This is a genomic window from Streptomyces abyssomicinicus (assembly GCF_008974245.1).
Classification (GTDB): domain Bacteria; phylum Actinomycetota; class Actinomycetes; order Streptomycetales; family Streptomycetaceae; genus Streptomyces; species Streptomyces abyssomicinicus.
Map to the genome: position 1 here is coordinate 222319 of NZ_BBZI01000011.1, position 22945 is coordinate 245263.

23 protein-coding genes, 1 tRNA gene and 1 pseudogene are annotated in these 22945 nt (G+C 73.3%); 12 read left to right on the plus strand and 13 right to left on the minus strand.

What is annotated here, in order from left to right:
* Window positions 1-63 precede the first annotated feature (63 nt).
* Window positions 64-3309 (plus strand): serine hydrolase, encoded by a 3246-nt coding sequence (locus GBN72_RS26295; protein ID WP_151774394.1) that lies wholly within the window; start codon window positions 64-66, stop codon window positions 3307-3309.
* Window positions 3310-3470: 161 nt separating this feature from the next.
* Window positions 3471-5396 (plus strand): DUF8823 domain-containing protein, encoded by a 1926-nt coding sequence (locus GBN72_RS26300; RefSeq protein WP_439959814.1) that lies wholly within the window; start codon window positions 3471-3473, stop codon window positions 5394-5396.
* 112 nt (window positions 5397-5508) lie between these two features.
* On the opposite strand, the gene GBN72_RS26305 is transcribed toward GBN72_RS26300, so the two are convergent.
* Window positions 5509-6384, minus strand: coding sequence for a MerR family transcriptional regulator (locus GBN72_RS26305; protein WP_174887206.1), 876 nt, complete (start codon window positions 6382-6384; stop codon window positions 5509-5511).
* A gap of 172 nt (window positions 6385-6556) precedes the next feature.
* Window positions 6557-7078 (minus strand): glutathione peroxidase, encoded by a 522-nt coding sequence (locus GBN72_RS26310; protein ID WP_151774396.1) that lies wholly within the window; start codon window positions 7076-7078, stop codon window positions 6557-6559.
* Between the two features lie 149 nt (window positions 7079-7227).
* Here GBN72_RS26310 and GBN72_RS26315 point away from each other — a divergent pair, with 149 nt between their 5' ends.
* Window positions 7228-7821: a dihydrofolate reductase family protein gene (locus tag GBN72_RS26315; RefSeq protein WP_151774397.1), complete on the plus strand. Its 594-nt coding sequence runs from the start codon at window positions 7228-7230 to the stop codon at window positions 7819-7821.
* Window positions 7822-7872: 51 nt separating this feature from the next.
* On the opposite strand, the gene GBN72_RS26320 is transcribed toward GBN72_RS26315, so the two are convergent.
* The gene (locus GBN72_RS26320; RefSeq protein WP_151774398.1) at window positions 7873-8169 is read right to left on the minus strand and encodes a hypothetical protein; all 297 of its coding nucleotides are present in this window, start codon (window positions 8167-8169) and stop codon (window positions 7873-7875) included.
* Between the two features lie 136 nt (window positions 8170-8305).
* On the opposite strand from GBN72_RS26320, the gene GBN72_RS35575 reads away from it, so the two are divergent.
* Complete coding sequence (locus GBN72_RS35575; protein WP_246212918.1) at window positions 8306-9166, plus strand: helix-turn-helix domain-containing protein; 861 nt, start codon at window positions 8306-8308, stop codon at window positions 9164-9166.
* Between the two features lie 95 nt (window positions 9167-9261).
* Window positions 9262-9705, plus strand: a complete 444-nt coding sequence (locus GBN72_RS26330; protein WP_151774399.1) for a hypothetical protein — start codon at window positions 9262-9264, stop codon at window positions 9703-9705.
* 73 nt (window positions 9706-9778) lie between these two features.
* On the opposite strand, the gene GBN72_RS26335 is transcribed toward GBN72_RS26330, so the two are convergent.
* The 4 genes from GBN72_RS26335 to GBN72_RS26350 all read right to left on the minus strand — a co-directional run bounded on the left by GBN72_RS26335 (window position 9779) and on the right by GBN72_RS26350 (window position 13442).
* Window positions 9779-10102, minus strand: coding sequence for a hypothetical protein (locus GBN72_RS26335; protein ID WP_151774400.1), 324 nt, complete (start codon window positions 10100-10102; stop codon window positions 9779-9781).
* Between the two features lie 118 nt (window positions 10103-10220).
* Window positions 10221-10991 carry a DUF1206 domain-containing protein gene (locus GBN72_RS26340; RefSeq protein WP_151774401.1) on the minus strand — a complete coding sequence of 257 codons (771 nt, stop codon included), beginning with the start codon at window positions 10989-10991 and terminating at the stop codon, window positions 10221-10223.
* Window positions 10992-11170: 179 nt separating this feature from the next.
* Complete coding sequence (locus tag GBN72_RS26345) at window positions 11171-12871, minus strand: metallophosphoesterase family protein (RefSeq protein WP_246212919.1); 1701 nt, start codon at window positions 12869-12871, stop codon at window positions 11171-11173.
* Between the two features lie 184 nt (window positions 12872-13055).
* A complete protein-coding gene (locus GBN72_RS26350) occupies window positions 13056-13442 on the minus strand; it encodes a cupin domain-containing protein (protein ID WP_151774402.1) in 387 nt (128 codons plus the stop codon).
* A 209-nt stretch (window positions 13443-13651) separates the two neighbouring features.
* Here GBN72_RS26350 and GBN72_RS26355 point away from each other — a divergent pair, with 209 nt between their 5' ends.
* Window positions 13652-14818 carry an MFS transporter gene (locus tag GBN72_RS26355; protein ID WP_246212920.1) on the plus strand — a complete coding sequence of 389 codons (1167 nt, stop codon included), beginning with the start codon at window positions 13652-13654 and terminating at the stop codon, window positions 14816-14818.
* Between the two features lie 160 nt (window positions 14819-14978).
* On the opposite strand, the gene GBN72_RS26360 is transcribed toward GBN72_RS26355, so the two are convergent.
* Together GBN72_RS26360 and GBN72_RS26365 are read right to left on the minus strand one after the other, a co-directional pair.
* On the minus strand, window positions 14979-15920 hold the full coding sequence (locus tag GBN72_RS26360; protein WP_439959815.1) for a DMT family transporter: 942 nt from the start codon (window positions 15918-15920) through the stop codon (window positions 14979-14981).
* 237 nt (window positions 15921-16157) lie between these two features.
* Entirely contained in the window at window positions 16158-16769 is a 612-nt protein-coding gene (locus tag GBN72_RS26365) for a TetR/AcrR family transcriptional regulator (RefSeq protein WP_151774405.1), read from the minus strand.
* Window positions 16770-16876: 107 nt separating this feature from the next.
* Here GBN72_RS26365 and GBN72_RS26370 point away from each other — a divergent pair, with 107 nt between their 5' ends.
* Window positions 16877-17872, plus strand: a complete 996-nt coding sequence (locus GBN72_RS26370) for a GNAT family N-acetyltransferase (RefSeq protein ID WP_151774406.1) — start codon at window positions 16877-16879, stop codon at window positions 17870-17872.
* A gap of 53 nt (window positions 17873-17925) precedes the next feature.
* Here the strand turns inward: GBN72_RS26370 and GBN72_RS26375 are convergent, their stop codons facing one another.
* On the minus strand, window positions 17926-18381 hold the full coding sequence (locus GBN72_RS26375) for an Lrp/AsnC family transcriptional regulator (protein WP_246212921.1): 456 nt from the start codon (window positions 18379-18381) through the stop codon (window positions 17926-17928).
* A gap of 124 nt (window positions 18382-18505) precedes the next feature.
* Between GBN72_RS26375 and GBN72_RS26380 the strand changes: the two genes are divergently transcribed.
* Both GBN72_RS26380 and GBN72_RS26385 read left to right on the plus strand, forming a co-directional pair.
* Window positions 18506-19534, plus strand: a complete 1029-nt coding sequence (locus tag GBN72_RS26380; RefSeq protein ID WP_151774408.1) for an alcohol dehydrogenase catalytic domain-containing protein — start codon at window positions 18506-18508, stop codon at window positions 19532-19534.
* Between the two features lie 267 nt (window positions 19535-19801).
* A complete protein-coding gene (locus tag GBN72_RS26385) occupies window positions 19802-20362 on the plus strand; it encodes a GNAT family N-acetyltransferase (protein WP_151774409.1) in 561 nt (186 codons plus the stop codon).
* Between the two features lie 360 nt (window positions 20363-20722).
* On the opposite strand, the pseudogene GBN72_RS26390 reads toward GBN72_RS26385, so the two are convergent.
* Window positions 20723-20914 (minus strand): annotated as a pseudogene (locus GBN72_RS26390) (transposase); the annotation flags it as partial.
* 91 nt (window positions 20915-21005) lie between these two features.
* On the opposite strand from GBN72_RS26390, the gene GBN72_RS26395 reads away from it, so the two are divergent.
* Both GBN72_RS26395 and GBN72_RS26400 read left to right on the plus strand, forming a co-directional pair.
* Window positions 21006-21356 carry a type II toxin-antitoxin system RelE/ParE family toxin gene (locus GBN72_RS26395; RefSeq protein WP_246212946.1) on the plus strand — a complete coding sequence of 117 codons (351 nt, stop codon included), beginning with the start codon at window positions 21006-21008 and terminating at the stop codon, window positions 21354-21356.
* Window positions 21356-21679 carry a helix-turn-helix domain-containing protein gene (locus GBN72_RS26400; RefSeq protein ID WP_151774410.1) on the plus strand — a complete coding sequence of 108 codons (324 nt, stop codon included), beginning with the start codon at window positions 21356-21358 and terminating at the stop codon, window positions 21677-21679. Before GBN72_RS26395 ends, GBN72_RS26400 begins: the two co-directional genes overlap by 1 nt.
* A 74-nt stretch (window positions 21680-21753) precedes the next feature.
* On the opposite strand, the gene GBN72_RS26405 is transcribed toward GBN72_RS26400, so the two are convergent.
* Window positions 21754-21826, minus strand: a tRNA-Arg gene (locus GBN72_RS26405).
* A 188-nt stretch (window positions 21827-22014) separates the two neighbouring features.
* Here GBN72_RS26405 and GBN72_RS26410 point away from each other — a divergent pair.
* Entirely contained in the window at window positions 22015-22242 is a 228-nt protein-coding gene (locus GBN72_RS26410) for a hypothetical protein (RefSeq protein ID WP_174887208.1), read from the plus strand.
* Window positions 22243-22259: 17 nt separating this feature from the next.
* On the opposite strand, the gene GBN72_RS26415 is transcribed toward GBN72_RS26410, so the two are convergent.
* Window positions 22260-22922 (minus strand): ABC transporter ATP-binding protein, encoded by a 663-nt coding sequence (locus GBN72_RS26415; protein ID WP_151774589.1) that lies wholly within the window; start codon window positions 22920-22922, stop codon window positions 22260-22262.
* Window positions 22923-22945 lie beyond the last annotated feature (23 nt).

The window sequence follows — 22945 nt, forward strand, 5'->3', positions numbered from 1 at the left end:
GGACGGTGGCCGCCGGCGTTGACGGTCGGCTGGTTGGGCAGGCGCACGGGGAGTGCGTGGCGTATGGAGGAGGCATTGGTGGCGGGCGAGTCCCCCGACAGGTCGAAGCAGCGAGAGTCCTCGGTGGATGTGACGCCGGGCACGGGGGATCCGGTTGCGGAGACCGCCGCGGTGTCGGCGGCCGCCGACCCGCGTGCCGCCTTCGCCCGCACCGCCGTGGCCGCGCCGCCGCGGGGTGCGGACGACGTGGATGCCGCGGACGGCGCGGACGGCGCCGATTCAGGGCCCGGTGTCCCGGAGCAGCCCGGTGAGGCCTCTGGCGCGGCCTCCACGGCCACGGAGGGCCCTTCGGGCACCGAGACCGCCCGAGAGGCCTTGGCGGACGCCGAGGGCGCCGGAGCGGCCTCCGAGGACGACGATGCCGAGCGTGACACCGTCGAGGACGCGGACGCCGCGGCCGGGGGTGCGCGCGCCGCCGGTGACCCGGACGACGACCCGTCGGCCGAGCGGAACGGCCCCGTCGCCGGCGAGCCGTCCGGTGACGCCGGGGACGGCTCCCGCCGCGCCGACAACGACGACGAGCCGGAGGCCGAGCGTGGGGTGCCCGCGTTCGGTGCGCCGGCGGGCGTGGACCCGGAGGGTCCGGCCGGAGGCGTGGAGGCCCGTGAGGGCGCCCCGGTGGGCGAGGGCGGCAGCGACGCCGCGCCGGACGCCGACGGGGACGCTCCGGCTGTGAGCCCGGGTGCCGAGGGCGACGGCGACGCCGACGGCGACGGCGACGAGTCGGTGGCCGAGCGGGGTGTGCCCGCGTACGGGGCGGCCGCGGGTGTGGACCCGGAAGGTCCCGCAGCGGACGTGGAGGCTGCCGGGGAGGCGTCGGACGTCCGTGAGGGCGCCCCGGTGGGCGAGGGCGGCAGCGACGCCGCGCCGGACGCCGACGGGGACGCTCCGGCCGACGACCTGCCCGTAGAGGGCGACCGTGACGACGAGGGCCGCGAGGCCGAGGGTCAGCCGCGGGCGGACGGCGACCGGGATGACGAGCCGGCCGGTGCCGACCGCGTGCCCGCGCCGGAGCCGTCCTCGGACGTGGACCAGGACGCTCCCGCGACCGCCGCGACCGCCACGGACGACCTGGACGCCGACGAGTCGACGGACGCCGCGCCCGCCACTGCCGCGCCCGCCGACGAGCCGGCCGATGCCGAGCCGGTCGATGCCGAACCGACGGACGTCGCGCCCGCTGACGCGTCGGCCGATGCGGTGTCCGCCGAGGAGTCGACCGACGCCGAGCCCGTCGACGCCACGCCCGCGGACGAGCCGGCCGATGCCGCGCCGGTCGACGAGCCGAGCGACGCCGTGCCCGCCGACGAGCCGACGGACATCGAGCCGTCCGACGCCGTGTCCGACGACGAGCCCAAGGGCGGCGCCCGGACGGACGGGCTCGAGGACGAGCCCAAGAACGCCGAGCTCGACGCCGAGCCCAAGGGCGGTGCACCCGAGGACGAGCGCGAGGGCGAGCCCAAGGGTGCCGAGCCCAAGGACGAGCCCAAGGGCGGTGCCCCCGACGCCGAGCGCAAGGGCGAGCCCAAGGACGTGCCCGAGGGCGGTGCACCCAAGGACGAGCCCAAGGGCGGCGCCCCCGAGGACGAGCCCGAGGTGGGCGAGCGCGGGGCCGGGGACGACGGGGCGAAGCGGCCGGGGTGGGCCGCGGGGCCGCTGCCGGCGGAGGAGCGGAGCGACACGACCCGCGTCCTCGGCAAGGTCGCGCCGCCGGCCGGCAAGCCCGTGGACCAGCCCACCACCGCGATCCGCCTCGGCGGCCGCCCCGGCGCCAAGCGCCCGGTGGACCAGCCGACCACGCAGCTGAAGGTCGGCTCCGCCCCGCAGCCGGCCACCCGGAAGCCGCCGGCGCCGCCCGCGCGTCCCGGAGGCCCCGCGGCGGGGGCCGCCCCCGCCGGGGCGTCGTCCACCGGAACCACCGCCATCCCCCAGGTGGGCCCCGAACGCACCACGCAGCAGCCGCTGCCGCCCAAGCCCCCGCTGGACCTGCTCGCCGAGCTGACCAACACCCCGCCGCCGCCGGACACCCTGCCGCGCCGGGTGGTGCGCCGCGTCAAGATCTGGACCCCGGTCGTGGTGCTGCTGGCGATCGTCCTCGCGATCGTCCAGATGGTCCGCCCGCTGCCCGAGCCGTCCCTGGTGCTGACCGCCACGGACACCCACCGCTTCGGCGGTGCCCCGGTCGCCCTCCCGTGGCCCGGTGAGGGCCAGGGCTGGATGGACGTCACCGGCATCGGCACCGTCGACCACTTCGGCGACCAGAAGCCCGTGCCGATCGCCTCGGTCACCAAGTCGATGACCGCGTACGTGATCATGAAGGAGAACCCGCTCAAGCCCGGTGAGGCGGGGCCCGACATCCCGGTCGACGCGCTCGCCGAGAAGGAGGGCGGCTACGACAAGACGGGTGACGAGTCGACGCTCAACAGCGTCAAGGAGGGCGACAAGCTCAGCCTCCGCGACGCGCTGTCCGCGGTGATGATCCCGTCCGCGAACAACATCGCGCGCCTGCTGGCCCGTTGGAACGCCGGCTCGGAGTCCGCGTTCGTCGAGAAGATGAACAGGACCGCCCAAGAGCTCGGCATGAAGAACACCACCTACACCGACCCCTCCGGCCTCAAGGCGTCGACCGTCTCCACGGCCGAGGACCAGGTGAAGCTGGGCGTCGAGATGATGAAGATGCCGGGCATGGTGGACATCACCGCGCAGGGCTCCTGGAAGGACCCGTACGGAAACCTGCACTACAACTACAACACCCTGGTCCCCTACGACGGCGCGATCGGCATCAAGACCGGCTCGACCACCAAGGCCGGCGGCAACCTGCTCTTCGCCGCCACCAAGGAGGTCGGCGGCGAGACGGTGACCCTGGTCGGCGCGGTCCTCGGCCAGCACAAGAGCCCCATCCTGGACACCGTGAACGCGGTCTCCAAGACGGCGATGCTGGCCACCCAGGAGGCACTGGCCGCGGACACCATCCTCAAGAAGGGCGACGTCGTCGGCCACGTCGACGACGGGCTCGGCGGACGGACCCCCGTGGTCGTCTCCGAGGACGTCACGGCGGTCGGGTGGGCCGGGCACGAGGTCAAGCTGACCTTCGAGCCCGCGGAGAACCTGCCGCACGTCGCCTCCGCCGGGACCGAGGTCGGAACGCTGACCGTCGGCGACGCCGCGGGCGGAGCCGTCAAGGTGCCGGTGCAGTTGCAGGGCGACCTGGCCGAGCCGGGCGTCGGAGCCAAGCTGACCCGCATCGTCTGAGCGGCGCGGGCCCGCCCCGCGGAGTCCGCTCCCCTCACGCGCCCTGCCGCGGACCGCCGACCAGGCGTTCCGCGGCAGGGCGCCGTGCTAGCGTCGCCGGTCGGTCCGGCGGCGGAACCGCCGACGGAGAACCGGCGGACGTGACAAGGGAGTTCGTCCAGGTGAGCACAGCGGAAAGGCCGCAGCCGGCGCGCACGCCACCGCGCACGCCACCGGGGGCGGCCCCGGCCGAGGCGCCCCGGGCCCGGGTGCCCGCCCCGGCCGGACGGCCCACCGCGGGCACCGCCGGCACCGCCGGCACCGCCGGCATCCCCGGTGACCTGCCGCGCCCCCGACGCCCTCTGTCGCCCCCCGGAACCGGGACGCCGTCCGCCGCCGCCCCCGGTCGTGCCGTCCGCGTCCTCCGCCACCCGGCGACCGCCGTCACCGCCCTCGCCGGAGCCCTGCACATACTCTGGTTCTTCGCGTTCGCGAACAGTGGTGGCGACCTCGCCGCCCAGGACGCCTGGGCCGAGTTCGTCGGCCGCAACCCCGGCTCGGCCTACAACATGGCCTGGTACGGCGGCATGCACCCGGTCTCCTACAGCGTGGTCTCGCCCTACCTGATGCACGTCCTCGGGGTACGGACCACGATGATGCTCTCCGGCACCCTCTCCGCCGGGCTGCTCACCCTGATCCTCTGTCACGCCCGCACCGGCCCCGCCCCGCGGCCCATGCCGGGTCTCCGCCACGTGTGGCCGGCCGCACTCGCCGGGGTGTTCGGACTGTTCTGCAACGCCGTCTCCGGCCGGGTCACCTTCGGCCTGGGTGTGCTCTTCGCGCTCGCGACGATCGCGGCCGTCTTCTGCATGCCGATCCCGTGGCACCGGCGGCGCTGGGTCAAGGCGTGGTGCGCCGCCCCGCTGGCCGCGCTCGCCACCATGGCGTCGCCGGTGGCCGGGCTGTTCCTCGGCCTGGTGGCCGTCGCGCTCTTCCTCCAGCACCGCCGCCCCGGCGCATGGGCGCTGGGTCTCGGACCGGCCCTGGTGGTGGCGGTGTCCGCCTGGCTGTTCCCGTTCTCCGGCACCCAGCCGATGGGCGTCACCACCACGCTCGGGCCACTGGCCGTGGCCCTCCTGATGTGGGCGGTGGCACCGCCCGGGTGGCGCACCGTGCGGTTCACCTGCGTCGTCTACGCCGTCGCCGTGCTGCTGGTGTGGGCGGTCAGCTCGCAGATCGGCTCCAACATCACCCGCCTGCCCATGCTGTTCGGCGGGGCCGCCCTGCTGGCCGTGCTGCCGTTCACCGAGCCGCGCTCACGGCGGTGGTACGCGGTGCTGCTCTCGTTCACCGTCTTCGCCGGCTGGGTCGGCGTCAGCACCGTCAACGACGTGGTGAGCATGAAGCCCGACGCGATCTGGGCCCGCAACCTCGCCCCGCTGGTCGACCGGCTGAAGGAACCCGACACCGGCCGGGGCCGCGTGGAGGTGGTCCCCGCCAGCTCGCACGCGGAGTCCTCGGCGCTGGTGCCGTACGTCAACCTGGCCCGCGGCTGGAACCGCCAGGCGGACCGGGAGCGCAACCCGCTCTTCTACGACGGCTCGCTCGACGCCGGCAGCTACCGCGAATGGCTGCGCCGCTGGGCCGTCCACCACGTCGTCCTGCCGCTCCACGGCTCACCCGACGGCGAGGGAGGCCGCCGGGAACGGGAACTGATCGAGGGCGGGCTGCCCTACCTGAAGGAGGTGTGGGCCGACGACAACTGGCGGATGTACGCCGTCGCCGACCCCGCCCCGCTGGCCGACCCGCCGGCGCGGGTCGTCCGGGCCGACGAGGAGGGCATCGTCCTCCACGTGCCGCGCCCCGGCCGGTACACCGTGCGCGTGGCCCACTCGCCGTGGCTGGGCCTCTTCGACGCCGACGGGGAGGCCGTCCCGCCGCCGGAGCCGGGCGGGCCGAACGTGCACGGCTGCGTGGCCGAGGGCGAGGAGGACGCCTGGGGCGTCGCCTGGACCGTCCTGGACGCCCCCGCCCCCGGCACCTACCGCCTCGCGGCCCACTACCGGATACCGCGCGGCACGCCCTGCCCCGAACCGGAAAGCCCCTGACCCCCGCCCGCCGAGGCCCCGGCACGGAGCCGTGGCCCGGGCGGGCCGGGACCTCGTCAGGAACTAAGGCCGGGACCTCATCGGGGACTCAGGCCGGGACCTCGTCGGGGACTCAGGCCGGGACCTCGTCGGGGACCTCGACCGGGTAGGCCACGTCGCAGACCGGATCCGTGGGCCCCGCCGACGACCAGTCCGCGAAGTACACCTCACGGCACGGAGCCGCGATCCGCAGCCCCTGGCCGGCGACCCACCGCTCCACCGCCTCGAAGGCGTTGAGGATCATCGGCTGGCTCACCTCCGCCTTGGTGATGCGGGTGAAGGCCAGCCGCCGTGCGGGTTCCTCCCGCACGGTCACGGCCCTGTTCTGCCGCGCCGCCCACTCCCGCGCCGCGTCGGCGTCCCGCACCGGCACGCACACCTCGGCGGGGCCGTCGCTCTCCTGCGACACCTCGGAGTGGTAGGCCACGAACGGCGCCGCGGCGACGCCGCCGCACTCCTCGGCCGCCACCGCGGTCAGTCGGTCCAGCGTGGTCCCGATCCAGGCCGGCAACTCGCCGACCAGGATGTGCCGCTGCAGGGTGAGCACCGTGCATCCGGGCACGTCCACCGTCTCCGTCGAGTACCGCTCGCTCATCAGGGAACTCCTTCCGTCAAGTCGCGCACGGAGGAAGTCCACGAGCGCCCGCTGCCCGGCGAGCCGCGCCTCGACGTCCGCCCAGTAGGCGGCCACCCGCTCGGCCGCGGCCGGGCCGTCGTGACCCATCAGCGCCACCACGTCCGCGACCTCCGCCAGCGGCATGTCGAGATGCCGCAGGTGCACGATGGTCCGGGCCCGCTCCACCTGCTCGCGCCGGTAGTAGCGGTACCCGGTCGCCGGGTCGACGTACGCCGGGGGCAGCAGCCCCAGCCGGCCGTACAGCCGCAACGCCTTCGCCGACAGCCGCACCCTCGCGGCGAACGCGCCGATGCTGATCAGCTCGTCGCTCATGTTCGTGGCCTCCTCCGTCACCGGACCTCCGGCCCGGTGACGTGGAGACTGCGGCTTGCCCCAAGGGCAAGGTCAACCATGCCCTCGAGGCCCATCGGCCCATGCCCTCGCGGCACATCGGCCCGCCGGCCCGTCAGTCGCCGGTTCGCCGGCTCTCACCGGCTTCACCGGCTCAGTGGCCGAGCACCTTCTCGATCGCGGCCACGACCTCGTCCGACTCCGGCTCCGTCTGCGGCGCGAACCGGGCCACCACGTGCCCGTCCCGGTCCACCAGGAACTTCTCGAAGTTCCACCGGACGTCCCCGGCGTGGCCCTCGGCGTCGGCGAAGCCCGTCAACCGCTGGTAGAGCGGGTGCCGGCCCTCCCCGTTCACCTCCACCTTCTCGGTCATCGGGAAGGTCACGCCGTACGTCGCCGAGCAGAACTCCGCGATCTCCTCGGCCGACCCGGGCTCCTGCCCCATGAACTGGTTGCACGGCACGCCCAGCACGCTGAACCCGCGCTCCGCGTACCGCTCCTGGAGCTTCTCCAGCCCGTTGTACTGCGGCGTCAGCCCGCACCGGGAGGCCACGTTCACGATCAGCAGGGCCGTCTTCCCGGCGTACTGCCCCAGCTCCGCGGAGCCGCCGCGCAGGGCCTCGATCTCGACGTCGAACACCGGACCCGCGTCCCTCGAACTCTCAGCATTGGTCATGCCCGGAGCCTAACCGGCCCGCCGTGCGTACCCGATCAGCGCCGAACCGATGACTTTCCGGCTCGTCACCGGTCTCCTGTCCGTGCGGTCCCGTACCGTGCGGCCCGTCGCACCGACGCGGAGAATCAAGGCCAGGGGAGCGAATCCACATGCGTGTCGTGATCACCGAGTTCATCAGCCTCGACGGCGTCACCCAGGCGCCCGGCGGTCCCGAGGAGGACACCGACGGCGGCTTCGCCCACGGCGGCTGGAGCGCCCCCCACTTCGACGACGAGGTGGTCGGCGGCGCCTTCGACGCGGCGCTCAACGGCGCCGACGCCCTCCTCTTCGGCCGCCGCACCTGGCAGGTCATGGCCGGTGCCTGGCCGGAGCGGGCGGGTGACCCGTTCGCCGACCGGATGAACGCCATCCGCAAGTTCGTCGTCACCGACAGCCTCGGCGACGCCGACCTGACCTGGCACAACACCGTCCGCCTGCCCGGCGCGGAGTTCCCCGCGCGGATCCGCGCGCTGCGCGAGGAGGAGGGCCGCGACATCGTCGTGATGGGCAGTGCCTCGGTCGCCCGCGCCCTGCTGAGCGCCGGGCTGGTCGACGAACTGCGGCTGACGCAGATGCCGGTGCTCCTCGGTGGGGGCAAGTCCGTCTTTCCCGCCGACGGAGGCCTCACCACCTTCCGGCTCGCCTCCGTCACCACCAGCCCCAAGGGCGTCAACGCCCTCGTCTACCAGCGGGCGGACGCCTGAACCGCCGTGCGGACTCCCCGGAACCGGCACCCCTCCGGCTGCGCACCGGGTCTAGAGCCCACGCAGCATCTGGTGCAGGGTCCCGGCGGACCAGCAGCACACACCGCCGTCGTCCTCGAAGTGGCCGGTGTACCAGTCCTCGCCGCCGACGCCCTTCACCACGGCAAGACCACCCAGCCGGATGACGACTTCGGGCGTGACCGGCCGGTCCTCACCGTCCGGCGGCCACGCCACCCGGGTCACCGCCCGGACGTTGTCGACCACGACGGCGTCCGGGACCCCGGACAGCTCCCGCACCCGCTCGATCGTCCACCCGGCCGGAAGCCGCCCCACACCCGCGCTCGTCATCCCGTCATGCTCGCAGCGGGACGGACGAACGGACGGCCGGGGTGGGCGGTGGCTACCCTGGGCCGCGCGTGCCGGTGGGACACAGGGTGGGGAGACCGGGTGACGACACCGGGTGGGGACACAAGGGGAGGCGCTCATGCCGGACACCGGGCAACCGATCGGACGGACGGCCGGCCGCCCCGGCAACGGGCCGGCCGAGGCGGGGGAGGCCCTGCGGGCCGCCGACCGGGCGTACCTGACCGCCCTCGACCGGCCCCCGCACCCCCGCTGGTGGATCCCGCTCGCCGCCACCACCCACGGCGCCGCCCTGACGCTGGCGACGAGCCCCCTGCTCCACACCACCGACAGCCATCTCACGCGCCGCGCGCTCCAGTTGGGCGTCGTGGCGTTGATCGCCGTCCTCCCCGCCCTCCACCTCGCCCGCGTTCTCCGCAGCCGGGTCCGCTCCCGGCCGCCCCACGCCACCACCGGTCGGCGGGTGCTCCGCGAGGGCGCTCCGGTGGCCGCGTACGTCCTGGGCGGCCTCTCGTTCGTCCCGCTCGGCCGGATCGGCGGCGCGATCACCCTGGGGGTGCTCGCCGGGGCCGCGGTCTGGTGGCGGGAGAGCCGCAGGGCCGCTCCGCCCGCCACCACGCCGTCACCCGGGCCGGCGGCACCGGGACGCACACCGGCGCCCCGCCGGGTGCCGGCTCCCGTTCCGGACGAGGTCCTCGCCGACCCGACCCGCCTGGCGACGGCGGCGTTCCTCACCGGCTGCTTCGACGCCGACCTGACGGCGGTCCGCGACCACTGCCGGGTCACCGACGAGGAGGCCGCCGCCGCCACGACCGCCCTGCGGGACGCCGGCCATCTCACCGTCCGCACCTCAGGGCCCCGCACCTGGCTCTCCCTGACCCCCGCCGGCCACAGCGCCCTGGTCGGCCACCTCACCGCCCTCCGGGCCATCGCCGACGGCGCGGCGCCGACGGGCCCGGTGAGCGACGGCCGGGCCGTCTGACGTCCGGGGACCGCGCCGCCGCGTCCGACGTACTCAGCCCGATCTGAGTACGCGCGCTCTGCGGCCGGACCAGGGCGGTTCGTGACGATGAGGCCATGAATTCGACGCCTCCGACGCCTCCGACGATCCCTGCCCCGCGACCTCGCAGGAGCGTCCTCCCCCACCTGCTGTCCGTCCTCGTCCTCTCCGCGGTGGCCGCGGCCGCCTGGGCCGGGTGGCTGGGCTGGGACCAGGAGCGCGACGTCCAGCCCGACGGCTCCACGACCGGCCCGTACGAGGCGTGGCAGGTGATCGGCCTGGTCCTGACCCTCCTCGCCGCCGTCGTCCTGACCGCGCTGCGCCGCTACTACGTCGGCGCGGTCCTCGGCACGGCCATCGGCCTGGCCGGCGCCGCCTGGTACGACTGGTCGGACGACGCCAGCGGTCTGTTCGCCGTCGGCGTCTTCATGATCACGGTCACCACCCTCGGCGCCACCGCCCTGGTCTGCTTCGCCACGGACGCCTGGAGGCGCAGGAACGCCCGCCGCACCGGGGCATGACCGGGCCGCGGGACCCGGAAGCCCCGCCGCGTTCAGCCGGTGGGCGGCTCCGGGGCCCCGGACGGTGTCACGGTCACGCCCCGGTCCGCCGCGGCCGACGCGCCGCCCGGGACGCCTGCCGGGCCAGGGTCCCGGCCCGCCCCGCCCGCTCCCTGCACCACACCGTCGTCGCGCGGTACGTGGCGGCGGCCTGCCCGGGAGGGCTGTGGTGGGGCAGCAGCCGCTGCGGGTCCACCGCCACCGCGCGGGCCGCGAGCTGCTCCCACAGCCGCGCCGCGGTGGACACGGGCAGGGGCCCGAACCGCGTGAGCAGGACGGCGCTCACACCGATGCCGAGCCCCAGACCCACATAACGTCGCACGGGGCGGCCGTGCCGCTGATCGAGGTTTGTCGCCATGACCGCAAGCTACGGCCGGGCGGCGGCACCGGACATGAGTCCTCGTACTCAACCGCCGTGAGCAGCCGCTCCGTCGCGGGCGGCGGCCAGGGGGCCACCCGGCGGGCGGCCCGCGAGGTCACGTCCTGCGGTAGCGCGCGCTGGCGAACGAGAAGCCGCTGAAGGCCACCAGCCCCACGGCGATCACCACCAGCAGCCACGGACCGGCCGCGGTCTGGGTGAAGGCGCGCAGCGTGTCGTCCATCCCCTTCGCCTCGTCCGGGTCGAACCGGACCGCGGCGACCAGGGCGAACACGCCCACCGCGCCGAACAGGACACCGCGCGCGACGCCGCCGAAGACGCCGAGGACGTCGACCACCTGGCGGACACGTCGGCTCATCCGGCCCATCTTGAGGTGCTTGTGGAACGTCCGCCGCACCGCGCGGACCAGGATCCACCCACCCGCGACGACCACACCGACCGCCGCGGCGCCGACCAGCCAGCGACCGCCCGGCATCTCCAGCGCCCGCGCGGTGAAGTCCTTGGACTGCTCGTCGGAGGAACCGCCGCCGCCCGAGCCGGCGGCGAAGGCCAGCACGGAGTAGGCGACGAAGCCGTAGAAGACGGCACGGCAGCCGGAGAACAGCCGCTTGTGCGTCTTGTGCCCGTCCGGCCCCGAGGCGCCGAACGCCGCCTCCGACAGCCGCCACACCGCCATGCCGGCGGTGGCGATGCCCAGCGCCCACAGCAGCACCGAGCCGAACGGCTTCTCGGCTATCTCCGCGAGCGCGCCGGAGCGGTCCGCCTGCTCACCGTCGCCCGGGTGGAAGGCCACCCGCAGCGCGATGACCCCGATGAGCAGGTAGAGCACCCCGCGCGCCGCGAAGCCGGCCCGGGCCGCACGGTCCATCGCGGAACTGTTGGCGGCGCGCCGCGCGGTGGTCCGGGGGAGCCACGTCGTCGATTGACCTGTCATGCGGCCCGGTTGCCCGCTGCCCGGTCACGGAAACGGAGGGTGAATCGGCCACCCCGGCGCTCACCGCACCGCGCGGCCGTCCTGCCCGGGGGCCCGCGGGGGCGCGGGGGCGCTCAGTGACAGCTGAACGACTTGGCGGTGAGGCTCGTACTCAGCGTGCAGACCTGACCGCGCACCGCACCGTCCGTCCTGTGGAAGGTCAGGTCCCAGGTCCCGTTGTCGTGCCGCAACTGCCCGTACCCGGCGACCCCGTCGAGTCCCGCCGGAGGGTTCGAGGGGTTCTCCACCTGGGTGACCGACCGGTGGACCGGCTGCGGCGGGGTGCCGACGGGCTGCCCCGTGACGTTGTCGTCGACCGGCCCCCGGTCCAGCGGCGAGCCCGAGGAGCCCACCGTCAGCTGGGGCGGACGGACGGTGGCGAAATCGAGCATCTGGTAGAGGTGGACGTGCCCCGACAGCACCAGGCGCACGTTGTCCGCCAGCCGCTGCTGGGCGGTGCCCGCGACCGCCGCGTCGAGGACATGCGTCAGCCAGGTCACCGCGCCGGGGGCCTGCCCGGCGGACTTCGCCATCCACACCGGCTTGTGGGTGAGCACGAAGAAGTCCTCGGACGGACGCTGCCCCGCGGCCCGGTTCACGGCCTGGAACTGCGGGACGAAGGTGTTCACCTGCGCCGTGCTCCCGGTGTCGCCCGGATCGGCGGACGAGGAGTCCACGGAGACGAGGTTCAGCAGGCCGGCCCGGATCGTGGCGGGCGGCGGGAAACGGCTGCACGTTCCGTTGCCCCGCAGTTCGTCGGCGAGGTAGCGGAACCACGCGTCACCGGCGCCGCCGGCCTGTCCAGTGCAGTCCTCGTGGTTGCCCCGGGCCAGCACGACGGGCGCCGCGGCCAGCAGCGCCTCCGCGGGCCTGAAGAAGTCGGCAACCACACAGGCCCAGCTCGCCGCCTGGGCGCGCAGCGTGCACCCGGGGTTCCTGGCCTTGTCGTCCGCCCTGCCCGGGTCGTTGCGGTAGAGGTAGTCCCCGGTGTGGATCACGAGGTCGGGCGCGCCACGGGCGATGCTGTTCGCGATCGGGGTGAAGGGCCAGGCGGTCGCGCAGGACTGCGCCGCCTCCGCCGGGTTCACCGGCAGCTCGCAGCCGGTGTCGCCGATGACGTTGACCGTGCGGGGACGGGTGGTCGCGGTCCACCTCGGCAGCGGCAGGTGACCGCCCGCGGGGTGGAGCGTCGCCGCCCGCACCGTCGTCGGGACGAGCTGCGCGCCGGTCGCCCCGAGCGGCACCGGCGTCTGTGCCCCCGACTCGCAGACCGTGGTGGGGAAGTGCCCGCCCGTGGGGGTGCTCACCCGCTGGAGAGGGACGGTCACCTGTGTCCCCAGGGTGTAGCGCACGGTGGGACAGGTCAGGCTCGCGTCGGTGGACACGTAACGGATCTGTGTGCCGTGGCTGGTCAGCTGGGTCCACGCCCACGCCTCGCCACCGGTGCCCGCTCCGGGGGGCGGGGCCGTCGGACCCGGCGTGTGCGGTGGCGTGTGGGGCGGCCGCGGGTGCTGCGGCGGCTTGTGGTGGTGGGGCGGCTTGTGGTGGTGCGGCGGTTCGTTGTGGTGCGGTGGCTTGTGGTGGTGGGGTGGTTCGTGGCGCTGCGGCGGCTTGTGGTGCTGCGGTGGCCGGGGATGGGGCGCGTGCCCGGGTGGCGCGGTCGGCCTGGGGGGCGGCGTCCCCACGCCGGCGGGCACCCGGGCGGGGGTCGCCGTGGCCGAGACGGCCGCGGCCAGGACACCCGCCACGGCGAAGGCGACGATCCGGTGCATCATGTGCCGGCTCCTCGTTCAGGAATGCCCTGGGAAGCGACATCCCGTCGCCGAGGGCCACACCGGGAATCGTCACCGACGCCTTCGGCGCGCGCACCAGCACGAGGACGAACGGGCTAGGCCGGCGGCGGCCGAGGGACGACGCGGTGCCGGCCGCGGATGTCATGTGCGCACGTCGGCGCTCACGTCAGCGGACGCGACCTCCGGACGCTCCTTCCTTCTCCTTCGCGTAGTCCTTCGCCATCTCACCGGCGAAGTCGTACACCACACACGGTTCGTCGCCGACGGTCCACGCGTCGTGCCCGGGGGAGCACACGAAGACCTCCCCGGCGCCGACCTCGGTCTCGCTTCCGTCGTCCATGCGGATGTGCATGCGCCCCTGCGTCACCACCCCGTTGTGGTGGAACTGGCAGCTCTCGGTACCGGCGGTCGGCGCGATGTCCTGGGACCACCGCCAGCCGGGCTCGAAGGTCGCCGTCGCGAAGTCCAGCCCCGTGAGGTGGACCGATTCGAGGTGACCGTGCGGGAAATCGCGCTGTTCATCGGGCTTACTGGGAGTCCTGACCTCCAGCATGGTGATGCCTCCTTACTGAGCCACACTTCCATTGTGTAACCCCTCACACGCTGGGCGAGGCCCACGGCCGTCCCCGGCGGCTCCCGGGAGGCTAGGGTCGGCTTTCGGCCATGGCGAGGAAGGCCGAAGGAGCGAGGCCGCGGTGCGAAGGCGGCGCGGTGCGAGGGGTATCTGTGAACGTCGGTGTGCAACGCGGTGCGATCGCCGCCGTGCAGGTACTCGGCCTCGCCGTGTGGTTCTCCATGTCGGCGGTGGTCCCCAGCCTGCGGAACGACTGGGGGCTCACGGCCGGCGGCGCGGTGTGGCTGACGGCGTCCGTGCAGATCGGTTTCGTCGCCGGGGCCGTGATCTCGACCTCCCTCAACCTTCCGGATCGCGTCGCGCCCCATCGTCTGCTCGCCGCCGGCGCAGCGGCGGCCGCCGTCTGCACCGTCGCGCTGGCCCTCTTCGCCGACCGGTCGGCCGTCGCCGTCCCGCTGCGCTTCCTGACCGGCATGTTCCTGGCCGCCGTCTATCCCACCGGCATGAAGCTCATGGCCTCCTGGTCCGGCAGCGCCGGGCGGGGCCGGACCATGGGCGTCCTCATCGCCGCCCTCACCCTCGGCTCCACGCTCCCCCACCTCATCGCCGGGCTGGGATCACTGCCCTGGCGCGGCGTCCTGCTCACGGCGGCGGCGTCCGGACTCGTGGGCTCCGCCATAGCCCTGGCGCTCGTGCGGCCCGGCCCCCACGCGGCGTCGGCCCCACCCGCCCGCAATCCCCGGTACGCGCTGACCATGTTCACCGAACGCGGGCCGCGCCTGGCCAATCTCGGCTATTTCGGGCACATGTGGGAGCTCTACGCCCTGTGGACCTGGATCCCGACGTTCCTGCTGGCGGCCCCCGCCGCGCGCGACCTCCCGGGTTCGGTGGAGATCACGGTGTTCCTCTCCATGGGGATCGGCGGGGCGGTCGGCTGCCTGCTCGGCGGGTGGGGCGCGGACCGCTACGGCCGCTCTCCCGCCGCCGTGACCGCGCTGCTCCTCAGCGGCCTGTGCTGCCTGCTCTCCCCGCTGCTCCTCGACGCCCCACCGGCGGTCCTGTTCGTCTTCTGCACGATCTGGGGCGCCGCCGTGATCGCGGACTCCGGGGTGTTCTCCACCTCGCTGAGCGAGGTCGCCGACCAGCGCTACATGGGCACGGCGCTCACCGGTCAGACCGCGATCGGCTTCGCCCTCACCGTGGTGACCATCCAGTTCACGCCCCTGCTCGCCGAGGCCGTCGGCTGGCGCTACGCCTTCCTCCTCCTCGCCCCCGGCCCGCTGGCCGGCGCCCTCGCCATGCGCGCCTTCGGCCGAGGGGCCGCGTCCGCCCCCGCCGCGCGGGGCTCTGCCTGAGCGCCGCCGGCCGCAGCGGGAACCACCGATCCGGCCACCGCCGCTTCCCGTCTCCGTCGTCAGGGCACGGAGATGATCCGTCGGATCCGGGGCGGAACGCGCACGTTCCTGCTCCTCCGGGACCGGCGCATCTCGATCCGGAACTCCGTACGCGGCGGCGTCAGTCCTTGGCTCGCACGGCCGGACGCGACGTGCGCGGACCCCGGTCAGCGCCTCCTGTGCCGGCCGTCCGTCGTGCGGCCGCCCGGCCGGCCCCCTCGGCGGCGGCGAGGAACACCACGGCGAACAGCAGCAGAGCCGTGCCGGTGAGGACGATCGCGTTGAGCCGCTCGCCGAGGACGAGCACGCCGATGACCGCCGCGGTGAGCGGCTCCACCAGGGCCACGACGGAAGCTGTGGTCGCCTTGACGGCGCCGAGGCCGGTGAAGAACAACGTGTACGCCAGCGCCGTCGGCACCGCCCCCAGGTAGAGGACCAGGCCCAGCGTCCACGCCGTACGCTCCGCGTCGGGCAGCAGGCCCTCCATCAGAGCGGCCGGCAGGAGACAGACCATGCCGACCGCGAAGCCGGTCACCGTGGACCCGAACGCGCCACCGGCGTTCTCCCGGCCGGAGAGGCGGCCCAGCAGCGTCACCCCCGCGTAGCCGGCGGCGGAGAGCAGCGCGTATCCGATGCCCAGCAAGGGAGCGGGGCCGGTGCTCCCGTCCGCACCGCCCGTCAGCAGCACCAGGCCGGCGACGCCGCTCGCCACCGCGGCGGTTCCGGCGGCGCCGGTGCGCTCGCCCAGAGTGAGCCTGGCGCCCACGGCGACCAGCGCCGGCCCCGCACCCAGGGTCACCACCGTGGCCACGGTCAGCCCGGCCTGCTGCACCGAGGCGAAGTAGGCCGTCTGGTACACCGCCAGTCCGAAGCCCGTGATCAGGGCCCGCCGGGGGTTGGCCGCGAACGCCGCGCGCAGCGACAGCGCCGTCTCCGGCCGCCGGGATCGCCAGGTGCGTCGGCCCAGGTGAGCCGCCAGGAGCAGGCCGAGTCCCACCAGGAACCGCCAGAACGACACCGCGACGGGGCCGATCCCGCCGGCGTCGTACAGTTCGGCGGCCACGGCACCGCCCGTGCCCCATGCCGCGGCCGCGATAGCGACGTGGAGAACACCCTGCCGAACGGGCAGGGCGGAAGGGGACTGCACCTGAGGTCTCCTTGATCGATTGCCATCACGTCGTGTTCGTGTCCGTGGGCAATCCGCGCGGCCACCCCCGTGTCCCAGGGGTGGCTCGGCACGACCGCCCCCTCTGGGCGGCGGGTGGCGGGGGCGTCAGGAGCAGCCGCATGGCATCAACCCCTATCCAGCGACGGGCTCGGACCCGGCGAGCCTGGCAACGAAGTCGTCGACCATGGCGATCTGCACGTCCTCGGCGAAACGTCCGGGGTCGAAGAGGGCTTGGACGACGAGTCCGTGGACGAAGGCGACGGCGGAGGCGGCCAGTTGGCCTGTGTCGGCGCTCGCGGGGATCTCCTTGAGGTCGCATGCCGTCTCGAAATGACGACGGAAGGTGTCGCGCAACCTCGTGTAGCGATCGCCTTGTTGGGAGGACAGGGTCTCGTCGGCTAGGGACAGGTCCCAGGAGCTGACCCAGATGCGGTTACGGGCGGTGTCGGCCGGAGTGAGCGGCAGGATGTCGATCAGCGCGGCCCGTACGGCGGACAGGCCACCGGCGGGAGGAGTCCGGCGCGGGCGTCCCGCCGTGTCATGTTCCAGCAGGTCCAGCGCGTGCGTGACAAGAGCGCGCTTGCTCGGGAAGTAGTGCGTCAACATGCCCGTGGAGACACCCATCTCGGCGGCGACCGCGCGCAGTGTCAGGCCCCCGAAACCCTTGGCGGCGAGAACGCGCCACACCGCCTCGGACACGTCCTTGCGGCGGGCTTCGTGATCTCCGGGTGCGGGTGGCGGCATCCGGCTACCCTACATACCAAACGCTTGTTACGCACGCTCCACGCCTCATGCCCGCCGGCAGTTACCTGTCGGCGTTTCCGCCCGGCCCGACCCGGAAGGCAATGCCCATGTTCACCATCGCGCTCGACGACCACGCGCGACTTCGTCCTCTGGAGCCCTGGCAGGCGCCGGAGTTCCTGGCGCACATCGACCGGGCCCGCCCCCTGGTCGACCCGTGGATCCCCTGGGCGTCGCTCACCACCGACTTGGCCTCGGCCAGGTCGACCCTCCAGCGCTACGCCGACCTCTCGTCCTCCGACAGCGGCCGGATATACGGAATCTGGCTGGACGGCGTGCTCGTGGGCGGCGTCATGTTCACCCGCTTCGACGCCTCCTCGGGAGTGTGCGAGATCGGCTGCTGGCTGGAGGAGGCCGGGCAGGGACGAGGACTGGTGACCCGCGCCTGCCGGACACTGATCGACTGGGCCTTCACCGAGCGCGGGATGAGCAGGGTCGAGTGGTGGGTCGCCTCCGGCAACACCCGCAGCATCGCGGCCGCGCGCCGCCTGGGGATGACCCGGGACGGCGTGCTCCGGCAGCGCTATCCGCACCGCGGGGTGCGGCACGACAGCGAGGTGTGGTCGGTCCTGGCGCAGGAGTGGCCGCCGGCAGAGGCTCGGTCCGCGTCCGAGCCCACACACGCGTCCGGCGACCAGGCGGAAATCGACCGGCTGATGGGCCTGTTCATGGACTCCTTCACCAACACCGGCGGAAGGCGCCCCGATCTGGAGATCATCCGCGAACTCTTCGTCCCGGAGGGGCGGATCATCTCGAACACCGGGGACGACCCCGTGATCATGGACCTGGACGCGTTCGTCGAGCCGCGCCAGAAGATGCTCACCGACGGAACGCTGACGGAGTTCTCCGAGTGGGAGGTCCACCGGCGGACCGAGATCTTCGGCTCGGTCGCCCACCGGTTCACCGAGTACCGCAAGTCCGGTGTCCGGGACGGAGCGCACTTCGAGGGACACGGCCACAAGACCACCCAGTTCCTTCGGACCCCGGCAGGCTGGAGGATGTCCTCCATGGCCTGGGAGGACGAACCGGACCGACTCCCGGAGTGACGGGCGCCCGGATCCGCCGCTCACGGCCACGTCCTGCCGAGCGCCCCGTTCTGTCAGTCCTCACACAGGAGCCATGCGGCGATGTCCACGTCACGCGGATGCACGGGCTCCGACAGCACCACGCCGGTGGTGGTGTCGCCCATCTCCGAGAGTTGCTCGATGACCTGCTCGAGGTGCTGTGCGTCCCGGACCGCGATCGTCAGCTCGTAGCAGTTCTCGCCGGTGACGTGGACGCACGACAGGACGTGGCCCATGGCGAGCAGCCGGTCGCGCAGGATCTGTGGCTTCCGGGCGGATCGCAGCCGCGGGCTCAGCGAGACGTGAGCCCTCAGGCCCAGCCCCAGCCGGTCGAGATCCAGGTGGACGCCGTAGCCCTTGATCACACCGGAGTCCTCCAGGCGCCGCACCCGCTCGGCGACGGCGGGCCGACTGAGGGACACCCTGCGGCCCAACTCGGCAAGGCTGATGCGGGCGTTGCGGGAGAGCTCACGGATGATCGCGAGATCCACTGCATCTGTTCCCGACGTTTGGGAAACGGACAAGCCGAAACACCTTCTGTTCGACGGAAAGAGCGCGGGCACCGCGTCGGAACGCCATGGCCGGACGGGCGGCGGCAGCCTACCGTGTTCGCCCATGAGAGCCACCGTGCTGGAAGGGGTCGGACAGGTCCGTCTCGTCGACGTTCCCGACCCGGTGATCGAGCAACCGAGTGACGCGCTGGTGAGGGTTTCCCTCGCCGCCGTGTGCGGATCCGACCTGTGGCCGTTCCGAGGCCAGGAGTCGTTCACGCCAGGCGACCGCATGGGCCACGAGTGGATCGGAGTCGTCGAGGAGGTCGGCGCGGGTGTCACCCGTCTCCGGGCGGGCGACCTCGTCCTCGCTCCCTTCGCGTTCGCGGACGGCACCTGCCGACCGTGCCGCGACGGGTTGTTCACCTCCTGTCCCAACGGCGGCTTCTGGGGCGGCCGCCATGACGGCGGCCAGGCCGAGGCCGTACGTGTGCCGTTCGCCGAGAGCACGCTCGTCCCGGTGCGCGCGGAAGCGGATGCCGAGCTCCTGCGTCGCCTGCTTCCGCTGACGGACGTCATGGCGACCGGAGCCCACGCCGTCGTCCTGGCCGGTGTCCGGCCGGGTTCCACCGTGGTCGTCCTGGGGGACGGTGCCGTCGGGCTGTGCGCGGTGCTCGCCGCCCGCCGCGCCCGGGCCGGACGGATCATCCTCGTCGGCCGCCACCCCGACCGCCGGGACCTGGCCAAGCGCATGGGGGCAACCGACGTCCTGGCTGCGGACGACTCCGCGACCGTCGCCCTGGTCCGGGACGAGACGGAAGGCGGTGCCGGCGGCGTCGCCGAGTGCGCGGGCACCCAGTCCGCCCTCGACCTCGCGATCGACCTGGTCCGGCCCGGCGGCACCATCGGTTCCGTCGGGGTCCCCAACGGCGTGGACAGCGTCGACCTCTACCGTCTGTTCCGCCACAACATCGCCCTGCGGGCCGGGGTGACTCCCGCCCGCCGCTACCTGGAACCCCTGCTCGCGGAGGTCCTCGCGGGTCAGCTCGACCCCTCACCGGTACTGTCGACCGAGCTGCCCCTGGACGACGTCGCAGCCGCCTACCAGGCCATGAACGCGCGCCAAGCCACCAAGATCGCCATCCGGCCGTGAACGCACCGGGCACAACCCGGCGGGTGGGTATCCGTCGTCTCGTGGCCGATGGGCGACCGGCACCGTGGAGGCCGAGGTCCTTCCGCGACACGGCGACGAGCAGCCTGGCCGCCCAGGCGGAGCAGGCCGTCGCGGGTCCCTGCGATCCCACCTCCGCGAACCGGGCCCGGCGCATACCGCCCTCGCGGTCCGGGACCTGCTCGAGGAGATCGAAGCCTTGGCTGTGGCAGGCTGCCCCGCGCTGCCTCACGGATAGAGTCCGGTGCCATGTACCCGATGGACCGCACGGGCTCGCGCCTCGCGTTGCGTGAGCTCACCATCGACGACACGGACGCCGTGTACGCCATCTACGGCAGCCCCAAGGCCACGGAGCACCTGTCGTTCGAGCCGCGCAGCCGCGCGCAGGTCGCCGAGATCGTCGCGAGGTCCGTCGCCTCCGCCGAGGCGGCCCCGCGAACGGAGTACTCGCTCGCGGTTGTGGAACGCGACACCGGCCGGTTGACCGGGTTCGGCCGCCTCGCCCTGGACCCGCACCAACAGCGCGGAGCAACCTTCGGCTTCGCCCTCAACCCCGACGCCTGGGGTGTCGGCCACGGCCTCGAAACCGTGCGACTCCTCCTCGGCCTCGGCTTCGAGGACCTCGGCCTCCACCGCATCTGGGGTGGACGTTCGCCTCTCAACGAGGCGTCGGCCAGAACGATGGCGGCCGCGGGCATGGTCGAGGAAGGCGTCATCCGCGAGCACATCCACAAGGCCGGCCGATGGCGAGACTCCGTCGTCCACGCCATCCTCGACCGTGAGTGGGCGGCCCTCGTCAGCGGCTCCTAGAGCGCACGAGGAACAGCAGGATGGAGACGGTCACTGGGCCGGGGGGCGGCTCGTCTCTGAACCGAGGAGTCGGTCGGTGGCCTGCTGGCCCTGTTGCACGGCTTGGCCGACCGCGCTGATCACGTCAGCGACTTCGGCAGGGCTGCCGCCCGGGTTCACGGCGCGGGCGACTTGGGCGAGGTTGTTGCGGTGTGCCGCAAGCGCGGAAGCCCTCCCGTCCGGTGGACGGAAGGGCTCCTGACCTGGTGTTTCTCTGTGCCCCGGCAGGATTCGAACCTGCGACACCCGCTTCAGGAGTTTCCCTCGGTCTCGTCCCGTAAATGATCTCGGGTATGGCGGGTTGCCTGCCGTACCGCTCGGTCAGCCGGCAAGGACGAGGTTGTGGAGGCGGGCGATGCCGAGCATGGCGTGCCGCACGCCGTCGCCTTTGAGACGGCAGTCGCGGAGGATCTTCCAAGTCTTCATGCGGGCGAAAGCGTGCTCAATGCGGGCGCGGACTTTCCGGTGGGAAGCGTTATGTTTTTCCTTCCAGTCCGGCAGTTGAGTCTGGCCGGTGGGCGAGGTGTTGGCCGCGTTGTCCGTGGCGACTTGCCCCATGCATTTCGAGGTATATACCGTTGAGTGCATGACGGAGCGGTAGGAGATCGAGATCGAACCCGAGGTCCGGGATTGGCTGGAGCTGCTTCCGTTCCGCCTGTACCGGAGGGTCGAGGACAAGACCGACCGTTTGCTGGATGAGCCGACGACACTCGGTGAGCCCTACTCCCGGTACCTGGGCGGCAAGCTTCGTGAGCTGCGCTTCGAACTCGACGGTGAGGCCGTGCGCATCCCGTACTGGCTCGCTCCTGGGCAGCGGATCGTTCTGCTGACGGTCTTCCGCAAGACGAGGATGCGTGAGGTGGCGGAAGTCGAGCGGGCACACCAGGCCCAGAAGGTCTGTGAGGCCGAGCACGGGCATGCCCAGCACGCCTACGAGCGCCGAAAGGAGAGCTGATGAACCACAGCACATGGAGAACGCGCCGGGCCCGGCAGCTTGCGGGTGAGGCGGTGGAGTACGACCTGGAGTACGTCGACGCGCGGCTGGCCGGCGATCTCGGGCAGGCGGTCTACGACCGGCGGATCGAACTCGGTTTTTCCCAGACCGAGTTGGCTGAGCGAGCCGGGATGACTCAGCCCCAGGTCTCCCGGATGGAGGGTGGCGACACCGTCCCGACCCTCCCACTGCTGAGGCGCTTGGCCAAGGCCCTGGACGGCACGCTGAACCTGGCCATAAACGAAGGCGACTCCAGCGTCACCTTCACACCGCACGCCGCCTGAGTGTCTCTGGCCTGGTTGGTGGCCATGAATGCCGAAAGGGCGCCCACAAAGATTTGTGGGCGCCCTTCTTGTTGTGCCCCCGGCAGGATTCGAACCTGCGACACCCGCTTTAGGAGAGCGGTGCTCTATCCCCTGAGCTACGAAGGCGGGAGGCCTGGCCGGACGGCTTGGCCACCGCGGTCAGTGTAGCGGGTGAGGGCTGATCCGTAACCGGAGTAGTGGCGGGGTCGCGAAGCGCCGCGACCGCGCTGGTCTGCGGCGGGGCGCGGACGGGGTGCTGCGGGGAGGGAAGCGGCCGGCCGGGGGCCGGTGGGGGCGGCGTTAGGCTCCGCGCCATGGATGACAGCGTGGAGTGCGGGCAGTGCGGCGCGGTGGGGCTGGAGCCGGGGTTCGTGGAGGACTCGGGCGAGGGCTCACGGGGGTTCGCGCGGTGGATCGCCGGGCCGTTGGAGCGGGGGGTCTTCGGGGGCGCCAAGCGACTGGGGAGGACCCGGTGGGAGATCGAGGCCTACCGGTGCCCCCAGTGCGGGCATCTGGAGTTGTTCGCCAGGCGGGAGATGTAGGGCCGCGTCGAGCGGGATCACGCCGCCGCGGTCACCGCCTGCCAGGGGAGGACGCGGTCGCACCAGCGGTCGAGCAGGACCGCGTCGTGGCCGACCGCGAGGAGGGCGGCTCCGGTCTCGGCACGGTAGGACTCGACGGCGGCGACCAGGGCCGCGGTGGTGGAGGCGTCGAGCATGGCGGTCATCTCGTCGCAGACCAGGACGCGGGGACGCAGGCACAGGGCGCGGGCCAGGCAGGCGCGCTGGAGTTGGCCGTCGCTGACCTCGTGGGGGCGACGGGTGAGGAGGTCGGGGGTGAGGCCGACCAGGGGGGTGAGTTCGGCGAGGCGGGCGGGGGCCTCGGGGCGGCGGCCGGTGGCGCGCAGCGGTTCGGTGATCAGGGCGGCGAGGGTCAGACGGGGGTCGGCGGCCAGGCGGGGCTGCTGGAGGACGACGCCGAAGGCGGTGCGCTGCGCGCGGGGGGCGCGGTGACGCCAGCGCGTCACCGGGGTGCCGTCGAGGAGGAGCCGGCCGGCCGACGGGCGGTGGAGCAGGGCGGCGACGCGAGCCAGGGTGGACTTGCCGCAGCCGCTGGGGCCGAGCAGCCCGACGGCCTCGCCCGCGGCGAGGGTGAGGGAGGCGTCGCGGACGACGGGACGGTGCCGTTCGTATCCCGCGGTGATGCCACGGAGTTCCAGCACGGTGGCGGTGGCCGGGTCCGTCT